General features: G+C 38.2%; 21 protein-coding genes and 1 tRNA gene. 12 read left to right on the forward strand and 10 right to left on the reverse strand.

What is annotated here, in order from left to right:
- Window positions 1–15 precede the first annotated feature (15 nt).
- From odhB to Q0874_RS15105, 3 genes are read right to left on the reverse strand one after another with little or no spacing between them, the layout of a single operon-like run.
- The gene (odhB, locus tag Q0874_RS15095; protein WP_299164352.1) at window positions 16–1,239 is read right to left on the reverse strand and encodes a 2-oxoglutarate dehydrogenase complex dihydrolipoyllysine-residue succinyltransferase; all 1,224 of its coding nucleotides are present in this window, start codon (window positions 1,237–1,239) and stop codon (window positions 16–18) included.
- 25 nt (window positions 1,240–1,264) lie between these two features.
- The gene (locus Q0874_RS15100) at window positions 1,265–2,227 is read right to left on the reverse strand and encodes a peptidoglycan DD-metalloendopeptidase family protein (protein WP_299164353.1); all 963 of its coding nucleotides are present in this window, start codon (window positions 2,225–2,227) and stop codon (window positions 1,265–1,267) included.
- Complete coding sequence (locus Q0874_RS15105) at window positions 2,227–5,043, reverse strand: 2-oxoglutarate dehydrogenase E1 component (RefSeq protein ID WP_299164354.1); 2,817 nt, start codon at window positions 5,041–5,043, stop codon at window positions 2,227–2,229. Before Q0874_RS15105 ends, Q0874_RS15100 begins: the two co-directional genes overlap by 1 nt.
- 99 nt (window positions 5,044–5,142) lie before the next feature.
- Here Q0874_RS15105 and Q0874_RS15110 point away from each other — a divergent pair, with 99 nt between their 5' ends.
- Window positions 5,143–5,673 (forward strand): alpha-ketoglutarate decarboxylase, encoded by a 531-nt coding sequence (locus Q0874_RS15110; RefSeq protein ID WP_299164355.1) that lies wholly within the window; start codon window positions 5,143–5,145, stop codon window positions 5,671–5,673.
- A gap of 20 nt (window positions 5,674–5,693) precedes the next feature.
- On the opposite strand, the gene Q0874_RS15115 is transcribed toward Q0874_RS15110, so the two are convergent.
- The 4 genes from Q0874_RS15115 to Q0874_RS15130 are packed head-to-tail and all read right to left on the reverse strand — an operon-like array spanning window position 5,694 to window position 9,603.
- Window positions 5,694–6,047 carry a hypothetical protein gene (locus Q0874_RS15115; RefSeq protein ID WP_299164356.1) on the reverse strand — a complete coding sequence of 118 codons (354 nt, stop codon included), beginning with the start codon at window positions 6,045–6,047 and terminating at the stop codon, window positions 5,694–5,696.
- Window positions 6,048–6,073: 26 nt separating this feature from the next.
- The gene (locus Q0874_RS15120; protein ID WP_299164357.1) at window positions 6,074–7,351 is read right to left on the reverse strand and encodes an amidohydrolase family protein; all 1,278 of its coding nucleotides are present in this window, start codon (window positions 7,349–7,351) and stop codon (window positions 6,074–6,076) included.
- A gap of 23 nt (window positions 7,352–7,374) precedes the next feature.
- Window positions 7,375–8,391, reverse strand: a complete 1,017-nt coding sequence (gene galE / locus Q0874_RS15125; protein ID WP_299164358.1) for a UDP-glucose 4-epimerase GalE — start codon at window positions 8,389–8,391, stop codon at window positions 7,375–7,377.
- 57 nt (window positions 8,392–8,448) lie between these two features.
- The gene (locus tag Q0874_RS15130) at window positions 8,449–9,603 is read right to left on the reverse strand and encodes a DegT/DnrJ/EryC1/StrS aminotransferase family protein (RefSeq protein ID WP_299164359.1); all 1,155 of its coding nucleotides are present in this window, start codon (window positions 9,601–9,603) and stop codon (window positions 8,449–8,451) included.
- Between the two features lie 94 nt (window positions 9,604–9,697).
- Here Q0874_RS15130 and Q0874_RS15135 point away from each other — a divergent pair, with 94 nt between their 5' ends.
- The 6 genes from Q0874_RS15135 to Q0874_RS15160 all read left to right on the forward strand — a co-directional run bounded on the left by Q0874_RS15135 (window position 9,698) and on the right by Q0874_RS15160 (window position 16,033).
- Window positions 9,698–10,936: a glycosyltransferase N-terminal domain-containing protein gene (locus Q0874_RS15135; RefSeq protein WP_299164360.1), complete on the forward strand. Its 1,239-nt coding sequence runs from the start codon at window positions 9,698–9,700 to the stop codon at window positions 10,934–10,936.
- Window positions 10,937–11,061: 125 nt separating this feature from the next.
- Window positions 11,062–11,325 (forward strand): hypothetical protein, encoded by a 264-nt coding sequence (locus Q0874_RS15140; RefSeq protein WP_299164361.1) that lies wholly within the window; start codon window positions 11,062–11,064, stop codon window positions 11,323–11,325.
- 62 nt (window positions 11,326–11,387) lie between these two features.
- Complete coding sequence (locus tag Q0874_RS15145) at window positions 11,388–12,749, forward strand: sugar porter family MFS transporter (protein WP_299164362.1); 1,362 nt, start codon at window positions 11,388–11,390, stop codon at window positions 12,747–12,749.
- A gap of 546 nt (window positions 12,750–13,295) precedes the next feature.
- Complete coding sequence (locus Q0874_RS15150) at window positions 13,296–14,273, forward strand: TRAP transporter substrate-binding protein (protein ID WP_299164363.1); 978 nt, start codon at window positions 13,296–13,298, stop codon at window positions 14,271–14,273.
- Window positions 14,274–14,732, forward strand: a complete 459-nt coding sequence (locus Q0874_RS15155) for a TRAP transporter small permease (protein ID WP_299164364.1) — start codon at window positions 14,274–14,276, stop codon at window positions 14,730–14,732.
- Window positions 14,733–14,737: 5 nt separating this feature from the next.
- The gene (locus Q0874_RS15160) at window positions 14,738–16,033 is read left to right on the forward strand and encodes a TRAP transporter large permease (RefSeq protein WP_299164365.1); all 1,296 of its coding nucleotides are present in this window, start codon (window positions 14,738–14,740) and stop codon (window positions 16,031–16,033) included.
- 126 nt (window positions 16,034–16,159) lie between these two features.
- On the opposite strand, the gene Q0874_RS15165 is transcribed toward Q0874_RS15160, so the two are convergent.
- A complete protein-coding gene (locus tag Q0874_RS15165) occupies window positions 16,160–17,458 on the reverse strand; it encodes an MFS transporter (RefSeq protein ID WP_299164366.1) in 1,299 nt (432 codons plus the stop codon).
- Between the two features lie 407 nt (window positions 17,459–17,865).
- Window positions 17,866–18,789, reverse strand: a complete 924-nt coding sequence (locus tag Q0874_RS15170; RefSeq protein ID WP_299164367.1) for a LysR family transcriptional regulator — start codon at window positions 18,787–18,789, stop codon at window positions 17,866–17,868.
- A 113-nt stretch (window positions 18,790–18,902) separates the two neighbouring features.
- Here Q0874_RS15170 and Q0874_RS15175 point away from each other — a divergent pair, with 113 nt between their 5' ends.
- The 4 genes from Q0874_RS15175 (at window position 18,903) to Q0874_RS15190 (ending at window position 23,764) form a co-directional block, all read left to right on the forward strand.
- Complete coding sequence (locus Q0874_RS15175; protein ID WP_299164368.1) at window positions 18,903–19,211, forward strand: hypothetical protein; 309 nt, start codon at window positions 18,903–18,905, stop codon at window positions 19,209–19,211.
- 276 nt (window positions 19,212–19,487) lie between these two features.
- On the forward strand, window positions 19,488–19,772 hold the full coding sequence (locus tag Q0874_RS15180; protein WP_299164369.1) for a hypothetical protein: 285 nt from the start codon (window positions 19,488–19,490) through the stop codon (window positions 19,770–19,772).
- 114 nt (window positions 19,773–19,886) lie between these two features.
- Entirely contained in the window at window positions 19,887–21,371 is a 1,485-nt protein-coding gene (locus Q0874_RS15185) for a proton-conducting transporter membrane subunit (RefSeq protein ID WP_299164370.1), read from the forward strand.
- Window positions 21,368–23,764, forward strand: a complete 2,397-nt coding sequence (locus tag Q0874_RS15190; RefSeq protein ID WP_299164371.1) for a DUF2309 domain-containing protein — start codon at window positions 21,368–21,370, stop codon at window positions 23,762–23,764. Before Q0874_RS15185 ends, Q0874_RS15190 begins: the two co-directional genes overlap by 4 nt.
- Before the next feature lie 382 nt (window positions 23,765–24,146).
- On the opposite strand, the gene Q0874_RS15195 is transcribed toward Q0874_RS15190, so the two are convergent.
- A tRNA-Leu gene (locus Q0874_RS15195) sits at window positions 24,147–24,228 on the reverse strand.
- A gap of 161 nt (window positions 24,229–24,389) precedes the next feature.
- On the opposite strand from Q0874_RS15195, the gene Q0874_RS15200 reads away from it, so the two are divergent.
- Window positions 24,390–25,781 (forward strand): dipeptidase, encoded by a 1,392-nt coding sequence (locus tag Q0874_RS15200; RefSeq protein WP_299164372.1) that lies wholly within the window; start codon window positions 24,390–24,392, stop codon window positions 25,779–25,781.
- Window positions 25,782–25,856: the final 75 nt, after the last annotated feature.

A 25,856-nucleotide genomic window follows, 5' to 3' on the forward strand; every position in this document is an offset into this window, starting at 1 on the left:
CTACTCGTAATTCATCTACAACTCAAGTGATTTTTCCGGTGATCCTTCCATCAATAACTCCACCGGGTTTTCCAAAGCCTCTTTTACTGCAACCAGAAATCCTACAGATTCTTTTCCATCAATAATTCTATGATCATAGGAAAGTGCAACATACATAATTGGTGCGATAACTATAGTTCCTTCCTTAACCACAGGTCGCTCCACAATATTATGCATCCCGAGAATTCCGCTTTGCGGCGGATTTATTATTGGCGTTGATAACATTGAACCAAAAACACCACCATTAGAAATCGTAAAAGTACCTCCAGTCATTTCGTCTACTGTAATCTGTCCATCACGGGCCCTTAATGCAAGGCGTTTCACTTCTGCTTCTATCCCTCTAAAAGTAAGATTTTCCGCATTTCTAATTACGGGTACCATGAGCCCCTTTGGCCCGGAAACAGCAATGCTTATATCGCAAAAATCAAAAGTGAGCATTTCCTTACCATCAATCATCGAGTTTACAGAAGGGAACATCTTTAAAGCCCTTATCACGGCCTTGGTAAAAAACGACATAAATCCAAGACTTACATCATGTTTATCTTTAAAAATTTCTTTGTATTGTTTTCTCAATTCAAAAACTGCCGACATATCTACTTCATTAAAAGTAGTAAGCATGGCTGTTTCGTTTTTAGCAGCTACCAGGCGTTCAGCCACTTTACGTCTTAGCATAGAAAGTTTAGTTCTGTGCTCACCACGACTTCCACCTGTAGGGCTGCCCATTGAAGGCACAGATTGCACTGCATCTTCCTTAGTAATTCTACCTTCTTTGCCGGTTCCGTTCAAACTTGCAGGATCTATACCTTTCTCGTAAAGTATTTTCCTTGCAGCCGGTGAAGGCACTCCCTTGGCATAGGATTCTTTCACAACTTCTTTCCTGGCAGGTTCTTCATGTTCAACTGTAACTTCAGTTTTGTCAACCTTTTTTTCTTCGGTTTTTACAGCTCCATCTTTTGGCTTTTCGGCGCTAGTATCTATAAGACATACAACTTCTCCAACAGCTACAGCGTCACCTTCTTCTGCTTTCAAGGTAATTATACCGCTTTCTTCAGCCGGTAATTCCAGGGTCGCTTTATCTGAATCTACCTCAGCAATTGCCTGGTCCTTCTCTACATAATCTCCATCACTAACTAGCCATTCTGCGATTTCAACTTCAGTAATGGATTCACCCGGAGATGGAACTTTCATTTCTAAAATCATGCCTTACACTTTTATTATGGTTTCTTTAATAACTATTACTAATAAAATCTTCTTTTACAGGAAGATAATCCAATCTAATCTCTCCATTGACCTCTATACGGTCAAAATATAATTTGGCTCCTATTGATTCTTCCATTTCTGCCGCATTTTGCAAGCTTAAATGCAAGTGAGGCTCCGTTGAATTTCCGGAGTTACCACATTTAGCAAGAATTTCTCCCTTCCTGATATCCTGCCCCTCTTGAACAACAATAGAACCTTTCATTAAATGAGCCAGAAGCAAATACTCATCATTATCAGTCTGCAAAACTATCGTATTTCCTGTAAGCTGCTGCGGATTCATTTCTCCCGGAATATTGTCGGGGACGTCATCAATAACTGAAACTACCCTGGCATCACAAGGAGCAATAATATCCTCTCCGAAGGCAAAATAACTCTCATTAAGCAAAGGATCTCCTTCATAAGAGGCGCCATCTTTTACCTTCATAATGTCATAGGCATATTGCTGTGTTACCTCATTAACATGGTAATTCTGCGTTTTCGTAACTCCACCCCAATATACAAACCATTCCCCATTAAATGGCAAACTCATGATGGTTGTATTCCTTTCCAGTAATGGGATCCCTAGTGGCTTTGGTCTGGAGATTAATAAACCGTTTATTTTACTCTCAGGAGACAGCGTAACTGTCAAATCTGCTACGGATTTGTCAAAAACCACCCTATAAACATGAGCTCCTTCCCGCAACGTATAAAACTGCATTGATTTAATCTCACCAGTCAACCGGTTTATATTATTCTCATAGAAATTCCTGGTTTCGATATTGGTAAATGCATTTTTCATCCCAGCATCGTACATATCGTAAATTCCATCGTAATCGCCACTGTTAAACCGTTCAGTAAATACGGATACAAATCTTTCATAGTTAGGTTGCTCATCCTGCGAGAAGAGTTTAAGTGTAAAGAATATCAATAAGAGTAGTACTGGTCTCATTATTTCTTATAATCACTTTTAACAACCCTCCTGGTCATATTGTCTTTGGTTTTATCAAAAACATAATCTATGATTTGCTGCTGTCTTATTTTAGAACGAACAGCACTGCCTGCTGCAGGCGATGCATAAAAACGTCTGGATGCCACACGAAACTTTTGTGTTTCACCATAATGAGTAAACATATGACTCCAAGCTCCCATATTCCTCGGTTCTTCTTGTGCCCAAACCCAATCATCAGCCTTTTTATACTTATTTATAATAGCGGTCATTTTTTGTTCAGGAACAGGAAATAATTGCTCAACACGCACTAAAGCAACATCATCTCGTTTGTTTTCATCCTTAAATGCCAACAAGTCATAATAGAATTTCCCCGTACAAAAGACGACGCTTCTAACCTTATTAATTTCAGCACTTTCATCATCAATTACTTCCTGAAAACTACCACTGTAAAATTCTTCTACGCTAGAAACTGCTTTTGGGTGACGCAACAAACTTTTAGGTGTAAATACAATCAGAGGTTTTCTGAAATTAGCCTTCATCTGCCTCCTTAGCAAGTGAAATATGTTTGCAGGAGTAGTGCAATCCGCCACATACATATTGTCTCTAGCACATAATTGAAGATACCTTTCCATTCTTGCCGATGAGTGCTCCGCACCCTGACCCTCATATCCGTGGGGTAACAGCATTACGAGTCCATTCTGTAATTTCCATTTATCTTCAGCTGCAGATATATACTGATCTATCATAATCTGGGCCCCGTTACTAAAATCACCAAACTGTGCTTCCCAAATAGTTAAAGTATTTGGGCTGGCCATGGCATATCCATAATCAAAACCGACTACACCATATTCCGATAAAAGCGAATTATAAATTTGAAATCTTCCCTGATTATCATTCAGATTGTTTAATAACATTATCTCTTCTTCACTTTCCTCAACCTTCATTACTGCATGACGATGTGAAAAAGTTCCCCTTTCCACATCCTGGCCAGACATACGAACATCAAAACCCTCTTCTAAAAGGGTTCCATAGGCAAGTAATTCTCCCATAGCCCAATCCAGCTTATTTGTTTCAAAGAACATTTTTTTACGATCCCCAACGAGTCTTTCAACTTTACGCAAAAACTTCTTATCCTTGGGCAGTTCCGTAATAGTCTTAGCAATTTCAGTTAATTTTGCCTTATCATATGAAGTGTCCACAGCATCCAACATTTCCCATTCGCGGACATTTTTAAAACCTCTCCACTCATCCGCCATAAAAGGAGTAATAATGGTTTTATCCTCTTTTCTTGAATCTTCTAATTCTTCTTCTAAACTGGCTTTATACTCCTGTTCTAACTCTTCAACAAAATCTTTATTAATAATACCTTGGTCAATTAATTTTTCGGAATATATATCTCTCGGATTCTTATGTTTGGCTATGGCTTTATACAATTTAGGTTGAGTAAAACGTGGCTCATCCCCTTCATTATGTCCATACTTTCTGTATCCTAATAAGTCAATAAAAACATCGCTTTTAAAACGCATTCTATATTCCAAGGCAAATAGGGACGCGTGGACTACTGCCTCTACATCATCCGCATTTACATGTAATACAGGGCTCAATGTAACTTTACCAACATCCGTACAATATGTGGAAGATCTCCCATCGAGATAATTAGTTGTAAAACCAATTTGGTTGTTTACAACAATGTGAATTGTACCATTGGTTTTATAACCATCTAATTGTGCCATCTGCACTACTTCATAGACAATTCCCTGTCCGGCAATTGCGGCATCTCCGTGAACTACAATAGGTAAAACCTTAGAAAAGTCTTCCGGATAATGTGTATCTTGTTTTGCCCGGCTAATACCCTCTACCACCGCACCTACAGTTTCCAGATGCGAAGGGTTAGGTGCAATGTTCATATTAATTTTGTTGCCATTATCTGCCTTACGCTCAGAGGTCCATCCCAAATGATATTTTACATCCCCGTCAAAAATTTCCTCTTCATAATCCTTGCCATCAAACTCACTAAAAATATCTTTAGCAGATTTTCCAAAAATATTTGTCAATACGTTAAGTCTTCCTCTATGGGCCATACCCATTACAAACTGCTTTACACCCATTTCAGCCGCTCTTTCAACAACAGCATCAATTGCAGGGATGAGCGATTCATTTCCCTCAAGTGAAAATCTTTTTTGACCCACATATTTTGTGTGTAAGAATGCCTCAAAAGATACAGCCTGATTAAGTTTTCGAAGTATGTGTTTCTTTCGGTCTTGACTAAAATTCGGGTGATTGTCATTTACATTCAGCCATTCCTGAATCCATTGAACTCTTTCAGGCTTTCTTATATACATATACTCCACACCTATTGCATCACAATATATGCGCTGTAAATGGCTGAGGATATCACCCAATTTTCTCGGACCTAACCCAATCACTTCACCGGCATTAAATACGGTGTTTAAGTCGCCTTGAGTTAATCCAAAATTTTCTATGTCAAGTGTAGGTGTATATTTTCTTCTTTCTCTAACGGGATTGGTCTTGGTGAACAAATGGCCTCTGTTACGGTATGCATCGATTAATTTTACCACCTGAAATTCTTTGAACAAGTTTTCAGGAATCGCTACTGATTTCCCATCAACAACCATAGATGGTCCATTATGACTCTCTATGCCTACTTCATCCAGGGCACTTTCCATTCCGAAATCAAAGCCCTGGAAAAAAGCGCGCCAACTAGGTTCAACGCTGTCAGGGTTTGTAAGATACCTGTCATATAATTCAGCAAAGAAAGACGTATGTGCTGTATTTAAAAAGGAATATTTATCCATGTACGCCAATTCAATTTATTCTAAAAAATTAGGTCAAAAATACAATAATTAATAGTTTATGAGATTATATAGAAGTGTATTAATTAAAAATCACAGTTTATGACCTTGAAACACTTATCCCGATATAAAACTTTTGTTTTAATAGTAATTTTCTCCTTTATAGGTTTAACTTCTTATACCCAGCAATTAAAGCCACAAAATGAGTTTTGGAGAAATGTGCGATATGGTGGTGCATTAGGTCTGGGATTCGGAAGTAATAGTTTTAGCATAGCAGTTGCTCCAAGTGCTATTTACCAGGTAAGTGAGAAGTTTGGAACCGGTTTGGGCTTGAACTTTGAATATTCCAAATTTGGAGATTCTGAATTCACTGCATATGGGGGAAGCATTTTAAACTTTTTTAATCCAATAAGAGCAATTCAATTATCAGCAGTACTTCAACAGTTAAGGGTTAGTACAAATTATAGTTCTGCATCATTATTATTGGATGAAAACTATTGGACTACAGCCCTTTTTATGGGAGTTGGATACAGTACCAGGAATGTAACTTTTGGCATCCAATACGACGTGTTACATAACGACAGAAGTATTTATGCCGATCCCTGGGTCCCTTTTATAAGGGTGTTTTTTTAATTTAGTATTCCGCGCTTTAACTATTTATAATTCTGTCGAAACCATACTTTTTGCCATACTCTTTTTAAGATGAGAAAAGTATAGTGACTACTTATATTCTGGTCGCGGATGTTCATGATTTTTTTAGCAGTGGTTTCAGGTAAATCGATTACATATAAAAGATTCAAAAAATCTGAAAATTTTTCCTCAATAAGAAACTGAATATTTTTTTGAAGTAAATATTTTAGTTCATCAGGATTACAATCAGCAGGCAGGTCGAATGTCAAATTAGCCAAGCCAAAATCCTTTTTTAATTGCGATATAAGGTCGTCATAAAGTTGATGCGAACTCGCATACTTTATTAATTCCGCACTTTCTTTGAATACAGGTATCATAAAAAAGTTAACACCTCATTTTTATTCTAATTATTAGAATAGACCTCTCCATCCTTCATAACAAAGACTACTTTCTCAAGAGTTTGAACATTTTTTACCGGATTCTCTTCTACTGCTATTATATCTGCATAAAACCCCTCTTTTAATTGCCCTAGCTCATCTCCCATACCTAATAATCCTGCATTGGTTATTGTGGCAGACTGAAGTGCTTCCACAACCGGCATACCGGCTTCAACCATATATCCAAATTCTTTCGCATTAAGTCCGTGAGGAAAAACTCCCGCATCTGTTCCAAAGGCAATTGGAACTCCGGTTTTATAGGCTTTTGCAAATGTATTTTGTATCAAAGGCCCTATTTCTAAAGCTTTCTGAGCAACCACAGCTGGGAAAAACCCAGGTATTTTCGCTTTCTCTACTACTTGTTTTCCCGCCGTAATAGTGGGCACCAAATAGGCATTGTATTCCTTCATCAATTGCATGGTCTGCTCACTCATATAACTACCGTGTTCTATTGTCTTAATACCTCCTTTTATTGCTCTTTGCATACCTTCATCACCATGGGCATGAGCAGCGGTAAGCATACCATAATCATTTGCAATTTCAGTAATTGCCTTTATTTCTTCTATTGTAAATTGCGGGTTTTTTCCATTCTTAGCAACACTAAGTACTCCTCCTGTGGCAGTTATCTTAATTACATCCGAACCTTCTTTATAACGCTGACGAACTGCTTTTTTTCCGTCTTCCGGAGAATTAATTACTCCGTCCCTGGGACCGGGATCTCCCATTAATTCTTTTCTACGGCCATTTGTGGGATCTGCATGCCCTCCTGTTGTGGCAATCGATTTTCCTGCTGTGTAAATTCGAGGCCCCTCAATTAAGCCTTTGTTAATGGCATTTCTCAACGCTATATTAACTCCGGTACCTCCAAGATCTCTTACCGTTGTAAAACCTGCCATAAGTGTTTTTTTAGCATAAACCGATGATTGAAAAGCCACATCGGCATCGTTTAGGGTAAACTTGTTTATGTAAGTTTTAGGGCTAGATTCACTCTCGATATGCACATGCATGTCGATAAAGCCAGGTAGCACATACTTATCCTTTAAATCAATAATCTTATCTTCTGCGGCACCACTTACATAGCCATTTTGAATCTCTATTATTTTATTTTCGGAGATCACAATGGTTTTCTGTGATAACACATTTCCAGTTTGCACATCCATCAAATTACCACAATGCAAATAGGTTTTTTGACCGAAACTACCGAGTGTATATACTATGGCTATTAAGAAAAATAATTTTTTCATTTAAATAAGGATATTTTAAGTATTTAATTTCTAATTCTTTGTTCCCAATCCCAGGCAGATTTCATAGCCTGGTCTAAAGTAGAAACTGCTTTCCAGCCTAAAATTTCATTGGCCTTTTTAGTATCAGCATATGCTGCCGTGATATCTCCTTCCCTTCTGTTTACAATTTTATAATTCAGCTTTTTTCCTGAAACCCTTTCAAAACTTGAAATGACATCCAGTACAGAACTACCCGCGCCTGTACCTACATTAAAGACTTCATAATTCTGTGGATTTTTCCCTGCCAAAAGTCGCTCTAAGGCTACCACATGGGCCTTTGCCAAATCAACCACATGAATATAATCTCTAATACAGGTGCCATCCGGTGTTGGATAATCATCGCCAAAAACAGAGAGTTTTTCTCTTAAACCAACACCTGTTTGCGTTATAAAGGGAACCAAATTTTGGGGAACACCAATGGGTAATTCACCTATTTCCGCACTGGGATGAGCACCCATAGGGTTAAAATATCTTAAGGAGATGGCCTGCAATTCTGGATTTACGTTGCATGTATCACTAATTATTTCCTCGCCAATCTGTTTGGTGTTACCGTAGGGTGATTCAGCCTTTTTCACAGGAGCATCTTCTGTAATGGGCATTTGGTCTGCTTGTCCGTAAACAGTGCAAGATGAACTAAAAATAAAACTCTGCCTCTTCCCTGCGGTTATTTCCTGAAGTAAATATATTAGCGTATTTAAATTGTTTTCATAGTATAATAAAGGTTTTTCCACACTTTCTCCAACAGCTTTTGAAGCTGCAAAATGTATGGTTCCTTTAATATCGGCATGTCTTTTGAAAAAATCCCGGACCTTTTCTTTTTCACGAAGGTCAATTTTCTCAAAGACCGGCCTTTTTGCCGTAATCGCAAAAATGCCATCTAAAACCTTTTCAGATGAATTAGAACAATCATCAACAATTACAACTTCATAGCCCGAACTTTGTAACTCCACCACGGTATGAGAACCAATAAATCCGAGCCCTCCAGTTACAAGTATTTTCATATAAATAGTTTTAGTTTAAATGGATGGTCAAATCCCGGTTTACACCTTTTTGTATAATTAATTTTTTAAGAATTGAATTACAGTATCGGTAATAAATGAGATTTGGTCATCCTCCAATTCCGTATGCATGGGAAGTGAAATAACTTCTTTAATAAGTTGGTTCGTTACTGGAAAATCAGATTCCTTATAACGTTTATCTATATACGCCTTCTGCTTATGCAATGGAATTGGGTAATAAACTCCGAAAGGGATATTTTTTGCTGCCAAATGTTCAGCAAGTTCATCTCTTTTTCCGTTCATAATTCGAATAGTGAATTGATGAAATACATGGCAATCGCAGTTCTCACAAAGTCCGGAGCAATCGATCCCTGTTTTAGGTAAAATAATAAAATCTTGTCCCTGGAAAGCTTTCATATATTTACGTGCGGCCTCTCTTCGCCGGTTACAATAATTGTCAAGATGTGGCAGTTTTGCGCTTAACACGGCTGCCTGGATAGTATCTAACCTGGAATTTACTCCAACCACATCGTGATGGTAACGAGTATACATTCCATGATTTACAATTCCTCTTATTGTATGAGCCAGGTCGTCATTATCTGTAAATATTGCTCCGCCATCTCCATAGCAACCCAAATTTTTGGATGGAAAAAATGAGGTAGAGGCTACATGTCCAATAGTACCCGCTTTTTTCTTTTTCCCGTTCTTAAAAGTATAATTGGCTCCTATTGCCTGGGCATTATCCTCTATAACAAAAAGCCCGTGTTTTTGGGCGATATCCATAATAGCATCCATATTTGCGCACTGCCCAAAAAGATGAACAGGTACAATAGCCTTGGTTTTGGAAGTTATTGCCTTTTCAATGGCAATCGGGTCAATATTGAAGGTGTCAGGCTCAACATCTACCAGGACGGGAGTTAATCTCAATAAGGCTATTACTTCAACGGTAGCCGCAAAGGTAAAGTCTGCTGTAATTACCTCATCACCTGGTTGAAGTCCAAGACCCATCATTGCAATTTGAAGGGCATCTGTACCATTAGCACAAGGAATTACATGCTTCACCTGCAAATAATCTTCCAGATCTTTTTGAAAGGCATGCACTTCAGGCCCATTAATGAAAGCCGCCGAATTCAATATCTGCGCTATGGACTCATCTACTTGCTTTTTAATCCCCTGGTACTGGCCAACCAGGTCTACCATTTGAAGCTTTTTCATAAGTGCTTGTTAAGTGAGCAATATTACAAAAATAAGGAACCGCTACCAATGAAATTTAACAAAGAAGCGTATTTTAGCAGCAAATTCTCAGTACGTGTATATCCTCTATAATTTAGCAATATATATTACTTCACCCTTTTTGCATATTATTGCTTTTTTCAACACCAAAGTCAATCTTTTTATAAATGGAAGAAAGAATGTTTTTACGGAATTGCAAAAGCATATTACAGATAAAGACTCCACTATTTGGATACACGCTGCTTCACTTGGCGAGTTTGAACAAGGTTTGCCAATAGTAGAAAAATTAAAAGCAGAATATCCTTCTTATAAAATTGTAATTTCATTTTTTTCTCCATCAGGTTACGAGGTAATAAAACACTCGACTAAGGCTGATTTGGTAACCTATCTTCCTCTGGACACAACGAATAATGCGAAGAAATTTATAAAATTCCTGCAACCAAAGATTGTCATTTTCATAAAATATGAAATTTGGCCTAATATGCTCAAGGAGCTTAATAGAAGGGGCATTCCTATACTTCTTATTTCAGCAATTTTTAAAAGTGACCAGATCTATTTCAAATGGTACGGAGGATTTATGAGAAATGCATTGCAAAAGTTTTCCCATTTCTTTATTCAGGATTCGGAGTCTGTAAAATTGTTGAACTCTATTGGTATAGCCAATACTACTATAAGTGGTGACACAAGATTTGACAGGGTTTCTGAAATCCTTCAGCAAAATAATTCACTGGAATTTATGGATAGGTTAACCCAAAATTACCCTTGTTTTGTAATGGGCAGCACCTGGCCTGAAGATGAGGAAATATTGGTTGATTATATCAATGCCTCTTCCCATGAAATGAAGTATGTAATTGCGCCTCATAAGATTATACCCAAAGATATAGAACGTCTGCGGCAAAGTATTAATAAGAATAATGTGTTGTTATCAGATACTTCAGAAAATCTTTTGGCAGACACACAAGTTTTGATCGTGGATACAATTGGACTATTGACCAAAATATACAGCTACGCCCATATAGCCTATGTAGGAGGGGCTTTCTTAAAAGGGGGACTTCATAACACTCTGGAACCTGCAGTATTTGGAATTCCGGTGATTATTGGACCTAATTATGAAGGATTTAAGGAAGCTGAAGAATTAGTTAAGCTAAATGGCATCTTTCCTGTACGTGATAAAGCCGAGTTTACAAAACTGGCAGATAAACTGATTCTTGATTCTAATTTCAGACTTACAGCTGGTGATATAAATGTTTCCTACATTAATAAAAACAAAGGGGCAAGCATCCAAGTAATGAATCATATCCGTACATTAATATAGCTATTCATTGTATTTCTGATGAAAACCAAAGTAGGATCATCCAGCCAAGGGAGTAGTGGTTTAAAGGAAAATCCAATTAATTATAAACTGGCAGTTCCTTTGTAATTAATCCGAAAACAAGACTGATGAAATTTGCCCCTTTTCATGCCTTATTGTTATGTCTTTTGTTTTGTGCTATTTCATGCAAGCAGAATGCAAAAGAAGTTAATGACCCCAACACAAAACAAAATACTACCACAGATTCTGTACCTTATAGTAACATTAAGAAAGACAGAGATTTAAAATCAAAACCAGGTTCTATAAAGCCAACAAAAGAACAGCTGGACCGCGCTATTGAAAAAAGGAAAAAAACAAGTATTTTAGATTCTTTGAAACCTAAGACTGCCTGACTTCAATTTCTATTTTATTTTCTCTTCCCTTTTTTTGCTAGATTTACCAAAACCAGCAAACCATGGACAAAAGGATTTTCAGAATTTCATTAACCGCCGCGCTAGCGGGTTTTTTATTTGGCTTTGATACCGTTGTAATTAGTGGTGCCAATTTACCTATTAAAGAATTGTGGAACACTTCACCATGGTTCCATGGTACTTTTATAATGTCTATGGCCTTATGGGGCACGGTAGCAGGTTCTCTTTTTGGAGGCATACCCTGTGATCTTTTTGGCAGAAAGAAAACCTTATTCTGGATTGGTGTTTTATATTTTGTCTCTGCCATGGGATCTGCCTTGGCAGTAGACCCCTATATGTTTTCTTTCTTCAGATTTGTCGGTGGTATCGGGGTAGGTGCTTCCTCTGTCGCTGCTCCAATTTATGTATCGGAGATTTCATCATCTAAAAACCGAGGTCAGTTGGTAGCTTTATATCAATTTAATATTGTCTTTGGAATTTTTATCGCTTTTATTTCTAATTATTTACTCAAAGGTTTTGATGGGGCTAGCGATTGGCGCTGGATGCTCGGTGTAGAGGCAATTCCTGCTTTAATATACACTATACTGGTACTTAAAATACCCAACAGCCCACGCTGGTTGGTGATAAAGAAAAAGGATGATGCGGGCGCATTAAAAGTATTGGAATACCTTTCTAACAAAGAACATGCCCAGGTAAAACTCGAAGAAATAAAGAATTCTTTTAATGCTTCAGACAAAAAAGAAAAGTTATTTACAAGCAAGTACAAAAAGCCGCTTATTCTTGCTTTTTTACTTGCATTCTTTAACCAGTTATCTGGAATTAATTTTGTTCTCTATTACGCACCGGAGATTTTGGAAAGGGCTGGTTTGGCCGCCAGAGAATCTTTGTTCAGTTCCATTTCCATAGGTATTGTAAATTTAATTTTTACCCTTATAGGGATACGATTAATTGATAAAATGGGAAGAAGAGAATTGATGAAAATAGGGTCTGTGGGCTATATCATAAGTCTTACAATGGTCGGCTGGTGTTTTTATAGCGGAGCCAGTTCTAATGTTCTTCTTGTCTTCATTCTAATTTTTATAGCATCACATGCAATTGGACAAGGTGCCGTCATATGGGTTTTTATTTCCGAGATTTTTCCAAATAAAGTAAGGGCATTTGGCCAAGCATGGGGTACAGGTACACATTGGGTATTTGCGGCTTTAATCACTCTGCTTACTCCTATATTCCTGGATGCAAATGATGGGATCTTTAAGGACAATCCGTGGCCAATCTTTCTGTTTTTTGCATTTATGATGATATTACAACTGTTATTTGTATTATTTATGATGCCTGAAACCAAAGGAATTTCACTAGAAGAACTAGGAAAAAAGTTAAGTCCGGATAAAAATTCGAGGAAAAAGTAAATTACCTTTTACCGAAAATTCAGGTATTACGTCTCAAAAAGGCCCATTCTGATTGACTTTTAGTCGAATTATGGCATCCCAAATGTAATTTATTGTCATAAATATGTACATTGTAGGAAATTATATGAAATATGGAAGATCAATTATCTTTTGGCACAAAGCTCCTTAACGGGTTCCTGAGCATAATGGTAGTGGTTTTGGTCTTAATTCTGGCCTCAGTTGTAATTTGCCTTATTTTGGCGGGTTTAGGCTTCTTTTAGACAGGACACAAATCCAAATTTCCCCAATCTTACCCTTTTACATTTTTCTTATATCTTATTTATCCTTATTAGCTTATTTTGCATGAATTCACATACAATCAATCATGTTTAACTTAAGATTGAAAAACTTGGTATTCATAATAAGTCTGTTGCATTAGTTTCTTGATATCCTTTTGGAATCTAAATTTCCACAAATAGTATTGTCAATTTATTTCCATAATTAAATATTCGGGATTATAACCGCCTACTTATGTATATTGCATATAGAAACTTTAAACGGGATTTAATGCGTTTTCGCACGTTGGTATATTTTCTAATACTAATTTCAGGGCTATTTGGTTGTAAAAATTTGGAGAAAACCAGGACCATTAAATTGGCCCATGGCCTTGATGTAAACCACTCTGTTCATTTAGCTATGGTCAAAATGGGAGTAGATCTAAAGGAGCTTTCAGAGGGAAAACTCATTCTTGAAATTTATCCCAGTCAACAGCTGGGAACAGAGCGTCAATGTTTGGAGCTTTTACAAATTGGAAGCCTTGATATGACTAAAGTTTCTGTTGGGGTTTTAGAAAATTTTGCACCAAAAATGAAAATATTAGGGCTCCCTTTCCTTTTCAGGGACAGACAGCATGCGTTTAAAGTTTTGGACGGTCCGGTTGGGAGACAACTTTTGGAAGATGGAGAAAAATACTGGCTTAAAGGTTTAGGTTATTATGATGCGGGCAGTAGAAGTTTCTATACAAAAGACAGGCCCATAAATTCGCCTGATGATCTTGATGGACTAAAAATTAGGGTCATGGAAAGTGTTACCGCAATAGATATGGTAACCATCTTTGGCGGCTCCCCAACGCCAATATCCTGGGGTGAATTATACACTTCTTTACAACAAGGGGTTGTGGATGGTGCTGAAAACAATCCCCCAAGTTTTTACCTTTCCCGTCATTATGAAGTTTGCAAATACTATTCGCTGGATGAGCATACTGTTCTACCCGACGTACTTCTTGCGGGCACTCATTTATGGAATAGGCTTTCTTTAGAAGAAAAAGGGTGGCTGACACAAGCTATAGAAAATTCGATAAGTTACCAGCGGAAATTATGGATGGAGTCTGAAAAAGAAGCCTTAGATGCAGTGCAGGAAGCAGGTGTTAAAATTATAAGACCAGATAAAACCCTGTTTTCAGAAAAGGTTAAGGGCATTTATGAACAATACAAAGAGAATGAAGAACTGTATAGATTAATACAAGAGATTCAGGAAACTCAATAAATGGAAATAAGGAATAAGATCGACAAAGTTTTGGCTAAGCTTTTAATAATCATAATGAGTATTATGGTTATTAATGTTCTATGGCAGGTATTTAGCAGATATTTCCTGGGAGCCCCCAGTTCCTTTACAGATGAACTGGCGAGGTACCTGATGATATGGATAGGTATACTGGGAGCTGCCTACGTTTCGGGGCGAAACAAGCATGTTGCTATAGATGTACTCCCCTCCAGGTTAAGTGCAAAAACTCAAAAAAAATTAAGACTAGTAGTCCGTATTTTAATTATTCTGTTCTGCTTGCTTGCCCTGGTTATTGGCGGCTTCAGATTGGTCTATGTTACCTATGTGCTCGATCAATTTTCCCCTGCATTACAAGTTCCTTTAGCTGTAGTATATATGGTTATACCTATAAGCGGTTTGCTGATCATATATTACAAAATTTCCGATATTTTAAATCAATAAGTCAAATGGAGTATATACCTATCCTTGTTTTGGTGATTAGCTTTATAGGCTTACTTGCAATAGGTACTCCTGTAGCCTGGAGTATAACAATATCGGCATTGCTCACCATGTTGGTGAGCATTCCCGCATTACCTGCATTTACAACAGTCGCTCAACGCATTGGGACGGGATTAGACAGTTTTGCACTCCTTGCCATTCCATTTTTTATTCTCTCGGGTGAGTTAATGAATAAAGGAGGTATTGCGCACAGGTTGATTGCTTTTGCAAAAACATTAGTTGGGGCCCTACCTGGTGGCTTGGCTCTTATTAATATTATTTCAGCCATGCTAATGGGTGCTATTGCAGGTTCTGCTATGGCATCTGCATCTGCCATGGGCAGCATATTAGGCCCTGAAATGGAAAAAGAGGGATACTCCAGGGAATTTGGTGCTGCGGTAAATATTACTTCGGCAACCACCGGACTCTTAATTCCTCCAAGTAATGTGCTGATAGTATATTCCCTTGCTAGTGGTGGTGCATCTATAGCAGCATTATTTTTAGCCGGTTATATTCCCGGAATACTTACAGGTTTATTATTAATGCTGGTAGCTTCTTATTGGGCCAGGAAAAAAGGGTATAAAGTTGGAAAGCGAAGTACATTTAAGAATATACTTAAAACATTTATTGATGCTATCCCCAGCTTATTTATGTTGGTGGTGGTCATTGGGGGTATCGTAACAGGGATGTTTACAGCTACGGAAGCATCGGCTATTGCCGTACTTTACAGCGTTATACTTGGTTTTATTTATAAGGAAATTACTTTTAAGAAACTTCCTCAAATCTTATTGGATTCATCCTCTACAACTGCCATTGTAATGTTATTGATAGGTGCATCAATGAGCATGTCATGGGCGCTTTCTTTTGAAAATATCCCGCAGGACATCAGTACAGGTTTGTTGAGCATTAGTGATAATAAGATTATGATATTGCTTATCATAAACCTTCTGCTTCTTTTCGTTGGAATATTTATGGATATGACTCCTGCCGTCCTTATTTTCACCCCCATATTTTTACCGGTGGTGATGAAGCTTGGATTAGATCCGGTGCATTTTGGAATTATTATGATTTTAAACCTCTGTATTGGCTTATGTACACCACCGGTAGGATCAGTATTATTTGTAGGCGTAGGAATCGCCAACACTACAATTGAAAAAGTAATTAAACCTTTGCTACCACTATTTGTAGTAATGATTATTGCGCTGTTCCTTATTACCTATTTCCCTCAACTAAGTCTTTGGTTGCCTGGCTTGTTTGATTTGTAGTAATAATGACATGCTTAATCATCGCATCATAATGGAAATTCTCTATCCTATTACTATAATTGTATTTCTCTTCCAACTCTCTTATGCTATTAACAATTGTATGATAAGGGCCTTTTGAATTTTACTTTAGGATAGTTTTGTTGAAGCTAAGTAAAAAGTGACCACACCTGCAAGTATGGACGGAATGGAAAAAATCAAAAAATTTTCCGCCATCGAAAGCCCCATTCCTATAAGGACACCACCCAGAGCCGGCCCAATCACAGCACCGAATCTGCCAATACCGATAGCCCAGCCCAGCCCGGTAGTCCTGAATTCTGTTGGATACATCCTTGCAGCAACTGCATACAATCCCACAAAACCACCTTGTAACGTAAAACCGAGCAAACCAATTACAAAGAGCAAGGAACTGGAGCCGCTAAACAATTTAAAAGTGGCCATCAAAATGCCTGTTAACACCAAAAAAACAGTCACTGTTTTCTTTAATCCTGTTCGTGAGGAAAAATAGCCCTGGATAATGATCCCAAAAAAGGCCCCTACATTGAAAACCGTACCGGCATAGATTGCCAATGACATTGAAAGACCTGTAGCCTCTGCAAGTTTTGGTATCCAACTTATTAGAAAGTACAAACATCCAAATGCCATGAATAAGGCCGTCCATAACTGGTATGTAGGTATCCTGTACTCTTTGTTGAGTAGCTTGTTCACTGGAATACCTGAAGATTTTACCTCCCGTTTCGGGAGTCTTTCCAATGGTTCATGTCCCAGTTTACTCAAAATTGTATTTGCCCTGAGCAACGCTCCTTTAGGTTGTTTATTTATATAAAAGTAAATCGATTCCGCCAGTGAAAAATAGATAAGTGGCAAGCAGATAAAGGAGGCTAGTCCGGCCAGTTTGAACATAATAGGCCATCCATAAGCCGGTACTAAACTTGCCGATACTATACCTGTTAATACAGCTCCTACGGGATAGCCGGACAAAACAAAACTGACCCAAAAATCCCTTTTACGGTCGGGGGCATACTCTGCGGTCAGTGCTGCTGTACTTGCCAACATGCTTCCTATGCCTATACCGCTTAAAAACCGCAACAATATCAATTCGGAAACATTTTGTGACCAGGTAGTCATTAGCATACTGGCACCCATCAAAAACGCACTGATCAGTATCATTTTCTTTCTTCCGATCCTATCGGCAAAGGGTGCCAAAAACATAGCTCCAATCATCATCCCTGCAAGTCCCGAACTGAAAACAATGCCCAGCTCCTCCGGGCCCACCTGCCAGGAATTTGCAATTGCGGATGCACAATAGGAAATAATCATGACGTCCATCCCGTCCAAAATATTCATAATGAAGCATACAAAAAAGGTCGCGTATTGTAATTTCGACAGAGATTGTCCGTCAATAAGCTCCTTCGTGGTTTTTTGCATCTTTGGTATTTTGATTCGATTACACCCAGCTCCACAACTTTACTATAAATCTTACGTAAAATTGTATTCCTGTTCGAAAAAAAAAGTTGATTAATGTTGGCTAACTGACCTTTTTGGATCGATAGGGTAAAGTTAGCAAATTAGACCCTTTAGATAGTCACTGAACTAATTCTGACTTGAGTGTCCAAAAGATCTAATACATTTTTAGATATTTAAAATTAAAAGATATTCCACTAGGCACCATTTAATACTACAAAATATGCTACCCTTGTGTTAATTGAGAATGATTAATTTTTCAAAAAGCAGGCTGAATTATTATAACTTTAATATGATCGTAATACGGGAATAGACCAGGGTTGGAATAAATGGCATAGGAATTAACTCCGCTTATCCATTTTCAACCATAGTTAAAAGTCATTAATCCATTCGAACTTCTCATTTATAATGTCTTTTTTTTCAGAATTCAAAAAATCAAGATAGGCCATCGCCGCCGGGGATAGTTTTTTCGATTTTAGCCATATCAGGTTCCACGTTGTTGTAATAGGAAGCCCTTTGACCGGTATTATTTGCAGGTCTTTGTTTTTTAGTTCATTTTTTATTCCGATCAAAGGCATGATCGAGCATCCCAGACCTGAAACTACTGCTTGTTTCACCGCCTCATTTGAAGTCAACTCCATCTTTTTCCGTACTGAAAATTTGTTCCTCGATATAAAAGTCTCCATGGCATTTCTAGTGGCCGATCCTTGCTCCCGATAAATTAACGGAAGAACTTCGAACAGTTTTTTTTTGGTGGGTGCATTCTTGAATTTTAAATTGTTGCTGCCCACATAAAAAAGTCTGTTTGGCATGAGTTCCACCCGATTCACCTTTAATTTTTTGGGCAAGACTGAGACCAAAGCAAAATCCACCTCGTTCATTTCAAGACTTTCAATTACCCTTGATTTGTTGGTCACATCCATAATAAGGTCTACACCATTATTACGGTTCATAAAGTCCGATAAAAAATGTGGCATCACATATTTGCCAGTAGAAACTACCGATATTTTGAGTCGCCCCGAAAGTTCACCTTGATAAGCCAAGGTTTTGTAATTGATGGCATATACTTCGTTGATTATTTTTTCCGCAGCCTGGGCTATTTCTTTTCCAAAATCTGTGATGTAAATCTTTCTGCCTACAACTTCAGTAAGTGGAATTGGAAACTGATCCTGAAAATTTTTAAGCTGTATGGATACCGCAGGTTGGGTCAAATGGAGCTCTTCAGAAGCCTTGGTAATACTCTGTATTTCAGCTATTTTCAAAAATATTTGGAGTTGGTGCAAAGTATAATTCATAAATATTATTTATATATAACATAACTAATATAAATAATTTTTTATAATTAAAATGTATAATCTTTGCCACCGAATTAAAAATTGAACTCGTATAAATCCTAAAAACAAGCAGTATGGAAACAAAAGAATTGGTACAAACTGAAAAAACTACACAAAAAATTCAATTGATTAAAGGGGAGTTCACTCCATCAGAGGCCTCAGATGTAATCATTGCTTTGATCGATGAAAAAATCAATTTTCACAAAATACAAAGGCTCCAGCTTTGGGAAGGAAACCACAAATATGAAACGAACCAACTAGACGGTCGAATCAATGAGCTTCGAGAAGAAAAAAGAATTGCAAAAGAATTCATTTCCAATACCAGAGGCCTGGGACGTAATCTAAAGATAAATGGTGTCCTGCAAATTACTGTTGCCGAATGATGGTTCTAAAAGCTAAAATAAAATTATGCGGTAAACCGAAATCTAATATTTAAAAAAAGAACAGATGCATTTATCAAAATCTAAAATTTTACCAATTGCAGGCATGGTGGCCCTGCTATTCTTTATCATGATGTCCTATGTTAATGATTCTATTTTACTGGATAGAATATTAATATGTAGCCTTATTTTGAGTATGATTTTCATCTCCAAAATACGAAGTAACAATTATCGAACAATCTCAAACCCTAAAGATCGAACAGATCAGATATTGTCCAAATGACAGAAAACATCGCATTTATAAAAGGGCGATTTAGTCCGGCTGAAGCTGCGGATGTGCTTTTATCGCTGATCAACGACAAGATCAAATTCCATACGGTAAAATCACTCAACCTGAGACATGAGGGGCCGGATGCCGATCTGAGCTCTGAAGACCGGATCAAAGAGTTGAAGGAAGCCAAGAAAATCATTGAGCAACTAGTGCTAAGTGCCCACAAAAATGGCTACGAACTGGAAATCAATAGCACTATAGACATTAAACTTTTTGAGAAATCCTATTCATAATGTTAGAGAATGTTTAATGATTCTGAACCTGAAGTTCAAGAAATAGTCAGAACATATTTGATATAAGTATTTCTATCAACCTTTTGCAAACTAAAAATTGTTAAAAACTTAAAAATGACTCTTGAAAATAATTTACAGGAAAGCACTCAAAATTCCATTGAAAAAAGTTATAAATCATTTTCCTTAGCCTTTCCAAAAATAATTACTTCTTTTCTATGGCTGCTATTCACAGGCAATCTGGTATACATGATGTATTATTTTCCAAGTATTCCCGAATGGTCCCTGGGAGGTATATTGAGGGTTAACGGCTTTACCATTTTAATTTTAACCACCGTCACATTCTTTAGTGCGCTAGTCAGCACCTATGCCGGGAATTATCTAAATGGTTTTAGATACCATTCTCGCTTTATGGCACTATGCCTGGGTTTTACCTTATCCGTTATGTTATTTGTAATGTCCGATCATATTATCTTATTTCTGCTCAGCTGGTTGGGAATGGGATTTTTTATGTCCAGATTGATTGGAATAGATTCCAATTGGGGAGAAGCCCGAGAAGCTTCAAAATTTACGCAGCGTTATTTTCTCACAGGTACCTTTTTCCTGAGCGCCGGAGTACTATTGCTGGCCTTCGAAAGCGGAAAATTTACAGTAAGTGGTCTGGTTTCTTCATTGAATGAATTGCCGCTGTATATTGTATCTATCGCGGCCATATGCGTCATTACTGCCGCCATTGTTCAATCGGCAATTTACCCTTTCCATCGCTGGTTGCTTTCTGCAATGACCTCACCCACACCTGCTTCGGCCCTCATGCATGCAGGTTTTGTTAATGGTGCAGGAATTTTGCTGGCATTGTTTTCAACCTTAATGTTTGCTTCAAATACATTGAACGTTCTCTTTATCATCGGAGGGCTAACAGCCATAATAGCACAGTTCACCAAGCTTCTTCAGGTCAACGTGAAGCAAAAACTGGCTTGCTCTACCATCGCTCAAATGGGTTTTATGATCATGCAGTGTGGTTTAGGCTTTTTCAATGCAGCCGTTGTACATTTGATCCTACATGGATTTTATAAGGCGTATTTGTTCCTTGCTTCCGGGGAGGCAATAGAACACTCAAAACCACAAAAACCACCACAGATAAGGATAAAACCGTTTCAAGCCGTAGTTGTACTGTTCTTCGGTATACTAGGAGCCATTCTGTTTGCCCTATTAACAGGAAAGGGAACGGAACTGGACAGCGGAATTTTCCTTACGCTTATTGTAGCAATTACAGTAGGACAGGTAACTTATAATATTGTCAAGCAGCAAAGTCTATCGGTTTTACAGAAAACAATTTTACCCCCAGTTTTGTTCATATGCGGTATAGGGATATATGCCCTAATGTACAAATGGGTAACAGCTTTGATGGCTGAAATGCCTATGGTAGCCGTACCTCGGTCTCTTTCAGTGATACAGGTTGTATTTGGTATTGTGTTTTTGGTCGGTTTTTTCATCATGAAATTAGGAATTTACCGCAAAGTCCCTTGGCTCTATGTAAGGCTATTAAACGTATCCCAACCCTATAAGAAATCCATCTTAATGTATAAATCTAAATCTTTATGATCCAACAACACATTCTTAAAAGTATCGAAGAAGCATCTAAAGTTATTGGAAAAACCTGGCCTTTGTACTCTTTCGTAACCTCGAATCCTTTATCAGGCTATGAAAAAGTATCTTTCAAAGATGCAGTGAATAGCGCCAAAGATCTTTTAAACGCGAAGATTTTCCCGGAAACTTCATTATATCGCCAGGCTTGGGAGCAAGGAGAAATTGAAAAAAATATACTCATTGCACTATTGAGAGAAAACGGATTGTCCAAATCTCCGGAATTCTATTTGCAACAAATGCAATCCCAAAAGTGGGTCCAGGAAAAAAATATAAACCATGATTTAGACAGGATCATGGCAAAGTGGCTTGCCATTTTTATGGATGAAGGTCTGGCCGAATGGGAAATGCCAGGAAAAAAAGATGGTTTTTATAAAGCATGGCGAAAATTGGCCATATATGACAGTGAGATAGGAATAAAGGCTCTTTGTGAAATACCAAAAACCAGTTCGGAGGCATTGGCACATGTTTTAACCGGCTACTCCAAAGAAGAGTGCACTAAAATCTTCACATATCATTTAGCCGCATTACCGGGATGGACCGGCTTTATCAATTACCGCATTGAATCCAACTCGCTTTGGCAGCAAGAATATCCTATCAGCCTAGAAGATTATTTGGGGGTGCGTCTATGGATAGCGCAACAATTGAAGGATCAGATACTACCCGAAATTGAAAAGGACGAGACAGATAATATGATCTCAAAACTTCAATATATCTGGTTGAAAGCTTGGGAAAAAAGCTGGCAAAACCAGCTTATCAAAACCTTGAAGAAAGAATCGATAACCACAAAACCTTCCAGGAACGGGGAACCTTGCCCTGACGCACAAATGGTCTTCTGTATAGATACCCGATCGGAGCTTATACGAAGACACGTGGAATCCAAAGGTAATTATGAGACCTATGGTTACGCCGGATTTTTTGGCATAGCGATGGACTATGAGAATTTGAACGATGACCTGGTCCGTAAATCATGCCCCCCAATCGTGTCTTCTGCCTATAAAGTCTCTGAAATTCGACAGGCTAGCAAAAATGAAAATATGTTGGCTTATAAAAAGAAAAATGAAATCTTGAAATTCGGTGAATATTTTCTAAGAAGGATGAAGAATATGCTTCCTTCTGCTTTTGGATATGTGGAAGGATCGGGATTCTATTATGGATTATCTCTATTGGCCCGTACTTTAACTCCAGGATATTTTTATCGCCTCAAAAAGAAAAACATTTCATCATATGAGACCTTTTGCGAACCGGAAATCAACAGCGCCACTACGCAAGATGAAATTAGTCTTCAAATCACCCTGGATGAAAAAGTAGCCATTGTAAAATCTGCTTTTGACCTCACAGGTTGGAAACAGTTTTCACCTTTAGTACTTTTTATAGGCCATGGTAGCCATTCCGCAAACAATCCGTTTGGTTCAAGCCTTGACTGTGGAGCCTGCGCGGCAAGCCCGGGCAGGCATAACGCCCGTATGTTGGCCAAGTTGGCAAATCTACCCGAAGTAAGAAAAGCCTTGGCGGATAATAATCATTTTAATATTCCGACAGATACTCATTTCATAGGTGCCGAACATAATACGACTACAGATGAAATTGTAATTTTTGATTCCGAAGTTCCCGATTCACATAAAGAGCAATTGCTTAACTTAAAATCGGATTTGTTAAGCGCACAGCAAACCGCAACCCAAGATAGGTTCGGTATACAAGGGAATAGTATTGCTTTAGCCCAACGTAAAGCAAATGATTGGGGGGAGACCAGACCCGAATGGGGTCTGGCAAAAAATGCAGGGTTCATCGTGGCACCCAGGGCACTTACTAAAAATGACAACCTTGATAGCCGTTGCTTCCTTCATTCCTACGACTGGGAATTGGACATAAAAGGAAAGGCGTTGGAAGGCATTATGCAGGGACCTATGGTAGTCACCCAGTGGATCAACAACCATTATTATTTTTCCACAGTTGACAATGATAAATTTGGAGGAGGCTCCAAAATTACACATAATATCACTGGTAAATTTGGGGTGGTCCAGGGCAACGGCGGAGATCTAAAAATGGGTCTGCCGTTACAATCATTATTTCAATCAGATCGCGAGATGTACCATAAGCCGATACGTCTCTCAGTGCTCATACAAGCACCAATAACGCGGGTAACAGATATACTTTTACGGAATGAAAACTTAAAAACATTACTGGATAATGAATGGATCTATTTAATGGTGATGGATCCCTTGCAAGAAAATGATATTAAGCTTTACGAAAAAAATATGCAATGGGTTCCAACGACGGAAGAAGGTGTTCGTGAAGAAAATTATCGTACAAAGGTTGATGTTGAAATCTTCGATGAAATTTTAATATAAGGACTTATGATCCAGGAAAGCCATCTGGATAACGTTCTTAAGGACCGTACCCTTATTATTGCCACCATGTACAACCAGGAGAGGGTCATTCCTCGAAACTGATCGCATATTGTTCAGAATTAAAAAACCTCAACATGTAAATTACTAACTAGTTGAGGTTTTAAACTGTACAGGCGGAGAGACTTCCCGCCGATGGCGGGATAAACTTCTCGTCTCTCCTTATTTTTAATTCCACGCTTCAGAAAAAGAAAAAAGCCCCTCACAAAGAGGGGCCTTTTCCAAAGTACAGGCGGAGAGACTTCCCGCCGATGGCGGGATAAACTTCTCCTCTCTCCGTCTTTCATAAAAAAACCCATCCAAAAATGGATGGGCCTTTACTTCGTACAGGCGGAGAGACTCGAACTCTCACACCTTTCGGCACTAGATCCTAAGTCTAGCGTGTCTACCAATTCCACCACGCCTGCATTTCCCAGCCCGATGTCTTCTCCTTAGTATTACTATGGAGGAGTAACTATCGGTATTAAGGGGATGCAAATATAAAGCAAAATTTCAATTTAAAAATAATCGAACTTTAAATTTATCAACCTTCTTTTCGTAAATTTAGTGATTCTTGAAATTATTTATAATGCAAAACATAAAGGCTTACCTGAATCAACACAAAGATCGATTTATAAATGAGCTCATCCAACTTCTAAAAATGCCATCTGTCAGTGCAGATTCTGCCTATTCTCAGGATGTCCTGGATACTGCAGAAGCTTTTGCCACTTCTTTAAAAAATGCCGGTTGTGATGTTATCGAGATTTGTGAAACTCAGGGATATCCAATCGTTTATGGAGAAAAAATAATTGATAGGAATCTACCAACGGTTCTGGTTTATGGCCATTATGATGTTCAACCACCAGATCCATTAGACCTATGGGACTCCCCACCATTTGAGCCTATAATTAAAAAAACGGAACTCCACCCCGATGGAGCCATTTATGCCCGTGGAGCCTCTGATGATAAAGGACAGGTCTATATGCATGTGAAAGCACTTGAATTCATGGTTGCAAACAACGAGCTTCCCTGCAACGTTAAATTTATGATTGAGGGGGAAGAGGAAGTAGGAAGCGAAAGCCTGGGGGCATTTGTAAAAGAGAATCATGAAAAATTAGCCAATGATATTATTCTAATTTCCGATACCGGAATGATCGCTAATGATGTTCCTTCTATCACTACCGGCCTGAGGGGGTTGAGTTATGTGGAAGTGGAAGTAACCGGGCCAAACAGGGATTTACATTCAGGGCTTTACGGAGGTGCGGTGGCTAATCCTATCAACATCCTTGCAAAAATGATTGCCTCTTTGCATGATGAAAATAACCATATTACCATTCCCGGATTTTATGATAAGGTAGATGAACTTTCCCGGGAGGAGCGGAGCGCTATGGAAAAAGCGCCTTTTAACCTGGAGGCATATAAAGCGGCGCTGGATATTGATGATGTCTTTGGCGAATCTTCATATACTACAAATGAAAGAAACTCCATTAGGCCTACACTAGATGTAAACGGTATATGGGGCGGCTATACAGGAGAAGGCGCAAAAACCGTTATTGCGAGTAAGGCACATGCAAAAATATCAATGAGACTCGTACCACATCAGGACTGGCATGAGATCACTCAACTTTTTAAAACCCATTTTGAAAATATTGCCCCTGCGGGAGTTAAGGTAAAAGTTATTCCTCACCATGGTGGTGAAAGTTATGTAACCCCTATTGATAGTATAGGTTACCAGGCGGCCAGTAAAGCCTATGAGACAACCTTTGGAAAAGTACCCGTACCCAAGAGAAACGGCGGTAGCATTCCTATTGTACCATTATTTGAAAGGGAATTAGGATCGAAGTCCATCTTAATGGGTTTTGGACTGGACAGCAATGCCATTCATTCCCCGAATGAGCATTTTGGAGTATGGAACTTTTTAAAAGGAATTGAAACAATACCCTATTTCTATAAATATTATACAGAACTATTTTCTAAGTAAATTCAGATTTGAATAAAAGCCAGATTTGTTTAAAAATTAAGAGGGAAAATTCCTTTAAATCATAAAACCCTCTTA

The organism is uncultured Eudoraea sp., assembly GCF_947490415.1.
Taxonomy (GTDB): Bacteria; Bacteroidota; Bacteroidia; order Flavobacteriales; family Flavobacteriaceae; genus Eudoraea.